Source organism: Nitrospira sp. CR1.1, from assembly GCA_014055465.1.
Taxonomy (GTDB): Bacteria; Nitrospirota; Nitrospiria; order Nitrospirales; family Nitrospiraceae; genus Nitrospira_A.
The window spans coordinates 1-2,585 of the sequence record WIAF01000031.1 but is presented as its reverse complement, the minus strand read 5'-3'; the positions used below and the strand labels follow the sequence as shown (position 1 = coordinate 2,585).

At 59.1% G+C, this 2,585-nt stretch carries 2 protein-coding genes; both read left to right on the top strand.

Annotation, left to right across the window (positions count from 1 at the left end):
• Positions 1-116: 116 nt before the first annotated feature.
• Positions 117-1,619 carry an IS21 family transposase gene (locus tag GDA65_20490; GenBank protein ID MBA5865060.1) on the top strand — a complete coding sequence of 501 codons (1,503 nt, stop codon included), beginning with the start codon at positions 117-119 and terminating at the stop codon, positions 1,617-1,619.
• Positions 1,609-2,436 (top strand): AAA family ATPase, encoded by an 828-nt coding sequence (locus GDA65_20485; GenBank protein MBA5865059.1) that lies wholly within the window; start codon positions 1,609-1,611, stop codon positions 2,434-2,436. Before GDA65_20490 ends, GDA65_20485 begins: the two co-directional genes overlap by 11 nt.
• Positions 2,437-2,585: the final 149 nt, after the last annotated feature.

Here is a 2,585-nt window from a genome sequence, read left to right as displayed (position 1 = left end):
TGGCTGGCGACAATTATTATTTTCCAGTGACGACAATTAAAAGTTTCCGGTGGTTCGGGGAGGATTTCGCAGCGGAATAGCGATGAGGCCGAGTAGCCTCACGCCGACCGGAGCGAATGATAACCAAACAGCAGTACCACCGACTCATGAACGAACATCAAGCCCACGGGAACTTCACCATCAGCGCGTTAAAAGCCGATACGAGCCGTCCTACGGCCCGGAAGTACGTGCGTGCGGGCAAGTCTCCAGCCGAGTTGCAGGCCAAACACACCTGGCGCACGCGTCCGGACCCGGTGAGCGGGATCTGGCCGCAAGCCGAGGTCATGTTGAGGGCAGCGCCGGAACTTGAGGCCAAAACTCTCTTCGAGCATTTGATCGTTAAATACCCAGAGGCGGCGGTCGGGGAGGAGCATCTGCGGACTTTTCAAAGGCGCGTGCAACAATGGCATCTCCAGTACGGGCCGGACCAGGAAGTGTTCTTTCCGCAGGACCGCTCTCCGGGGCGGGCGCTTCAACTGGACTGGACGCACGCCTCCGAGTTGGCCATCACCATTGGCGGCCGTAGATACGAGCACTTGCTCTGTCACGCGGTGCTGCCTTACTCGGATTGGCAATGGGCCAGCCGCTGTCAATCCGAGTCGCTGTTATCGCTCCGGCACGGCCTCCAGGAGGCGTTGCAGCGCCTGGGGAAGGTGCCCATCGAGTTGCAGGTCGACAACGGCAGCGCGGCCACGCACCAGATCGCTTGTGGAGCAGCCGAGCGCACCTTCAACGAGGGCTTTGTTTCCATCTGCGAGCATTACGGTCTGAGGCCGCGGACGATCAATATCGAATGTCCTAACGAGAACGGGGACGTCGAGTCGGCCAACGGCCATTTGAAGCGGCGGCTCAACCAGCATTTGCTCTTAAGAGGAAGCCGGGAGTTCGCCGCGGAGACCGATTACGACGCGTTTCTGGGGCAGGTGCTGGAGAAAGCCAATGCGCGCCGGGCCAAGGCTGTCGACCAGGAATTGGCGCTCATGCGGCCGTTGCCGCCGACGCGGCTCAGCGAGTATGAGGAAGTGTATTGCACGGTTTCCAAATACAGCACCATCCGCGTCAAGAAGGTGGGGTATTCGGTGCCGGCACGGCTCATCGGCCAGGAACTCAAGGCGGAAGTCTCGGAAAACGAGCTCAAGATCTACTTTGGCCGGGAGTTGCTGTCGACGGTGCCGCGCGAGTGCGGGGATCGGGGCGTGGTCTTGGACTATCGGCACGTGATTGACCATCTGCTGCGCAAGCCCGGCGCCTTTGAACAGTATCGCTATCGGGAGGAGTTGTTTCTGACGCCAACCTTTCGCCAGGCCTATGATCAACTGGTGGCCAAAGAGGGGCCGCGGCGAGGCACGCTGGAGTACTTGAGATTGCTCAAGCTGACCTCAGAAACCGACGTTCGCGAAGTCGAACTGATGCTCGTTGAATATACCTGTCCCCCCTATCCAGCCTGGAGCGTGGAAGGGCTGCGCAGGACGCTGCTGCCTCCCTCACCGACTCCGCTGACGATGGCCGAGCTCCAGCCGGACTGCCTGTCGTACGATGCCCTGCTGAGCCCAGAGGAGGAGGTGGCGTATGTCCAATGATGCTTTGGCGCTGGCCTTTCGCTCGTTCCACTTGCCGACGATGGCGTCGATCTGGGAAGAGAGCGTGGAACGAGCCGAGCGGGAGGACTGGGGCTATCGGCGCCTGTTACAGCACCTCTGCGAATGCGAGGACCAAGATCGACGGGAACGGCGGGTCAGTCGATTACTTAAAGAATCGGGCCTGCCCAACGGCAAAGGCCTCGGCAACTTGGACGAAAACCTCCTGCCGCCCAAGATCCGGCGCTTGTTGCCCACCCTGCTGGAAGGTGGGTTTGTCGATCGCGCCGAGAACGTTCTGGCCTTCGGTTTGCCGGGCAGAGGCAAGTCGCACTTCCTGGCTGCCGTAGGTCGAGAGTTGATCCTGAGACGCCGTTATCCGGTGCTATTTACGTCGACCTTCAAGCTGGTGCAGCAGTTGTTGGCCGCCAAAAAGAACCTGCGCCTGGAGGCCGAACTCAAGCACCTGGACCGTTATCCAGTAGTGGTGCTCGATGACATCGGCTATGTCCAGCAGGACCGCGAAGAGATGGAAGTTTTGTTCACCTTCCTGGCTGAACGTTACGAACGACGGAGCGTGATGGTTAGCACCAACCTGGTCTTCTCCAAATGGGACCAGATCTTCAAGGATCCGATGACCACCATGGCGGCCATCGACCGGCTCGTGCACCATGCCGTAATCCTCGAATTTAACGGGGAAAGCATTCGTGTGCCCAAAGCCAAGGACAAAAACAAGGGCGCTCAGAGTCAGGAACCCACGACCAACGTGCCCAGACCCGAACCGCCCAAGCTGCCTGAAGACAGTCAAACGAACCTTTGACCGCAGGGGGGCGCGAGCTAAGGCTCGGAAGCTCGCCCCCCTGCTCGTTTTAACTCGTACCGTAAGCTCCGGATTGACCTATGATTTTTACCCGGCACCAGTGGAAAGTTTTAATTGTCGCTGAAGAAAGAAATAATTGTCGTTGACCA

Excerpts from the sequence above, each read along its gene's own strand:
- GDA65_20490 (MBA5865060.1), top strand. The coding sequence starts at position 117 with ATGATAACCAAACAGCAGTACCACCGACTCATGAACGAACATCAAGCC.
- GDA65_20485 (MBA5865059.1), top strand. The coding sequence starts at position 1,609 with ATGTCCAATGATGCTTTGGCGCTGGCCTTTCGCTCGTTCCACTTGCCG.